The sequence below is a fragment of the Aeromonas sp. 159 genome (assembly GCF_963862045.1).
Taxonomy (GTDB): Bacteria; Pseudomonadota; Gammaproteobacteria; order Enterobacterales; family Aeromonadaceae; genus Aeromonas; species Aeromonas veronii.
On sequence record NZ_CAWLMI010000073.1, the window covers coordinates 1 to 639 of the forward strand.

The 639-nt window shown below is 62.3% G+C and carries 1 protein-coding gene; it reads right to left on the reverse strand.

Features of this window, described 5'->3' with window-relative positions; all coding sequences use genetic code 11:
- A partial coding sequence (locus AACR14_RS13210) for an immunoglobulin-like domain-containing protein (protein ID WP_202801612.1) occupies positions 1-639 on the reverse strand: 639 nt, incomplete at both ends.

Consider the following 639-nt stretch of genomic DNA (forward strand, 5'->3'; position numbering starts at 1 on the left):
ACCGTGGCACTGTCGATCCCCACGGTCAGGGTATCGCCATCCTTGAACACGTCATCGCCCTGCGCCGCCGGGCTGTAGGTCACGCTGGTCTGGCCCGCCGCGATTGTCACACTCTTGCCATCGCTCAGGGTCACGGTCAGATCGCGATCCAGTACCTGGCTCACCTTGATGGTGAACACCGGCTGGTCAGCTTCGGTCACATCACCGTTGCTCTCGATGGTCACCGAAACCTTGTCGCCTTCCCCGTTGGGCTCGTCAGTCACCTTGGTGGTCACCGTCTCTTTGCCCAGCGTCAGCTTCTCGAAGCTGTCACCACCGCTCACCCCGGTCAGGGTGGCGCTCAGGTCTTTCTGGCCACCGACGTACACATCATCCCCTGCGGTCACGGTCACGCTGCCGCTGGTCTGGCCCGCTGCGATGGTGATGGTCTGGCCGTTGCTCAGGGTGAAGCTCAGACCGTTGTGGCCACTCACCGGCAGGCCGTCCTTGCTGGTCAGGGTCACGGTGTAGGTCACCGTGCCACCTTCGGACACGGTGGGCTTGTCTGCACTCAGGGTGGCAACCACTTCACTTTCGGTATCGCTGATGGTGACGGTGGCATCGCCACCAAGCTCCAGGTTCTCGAAGGTTTTGCCCACT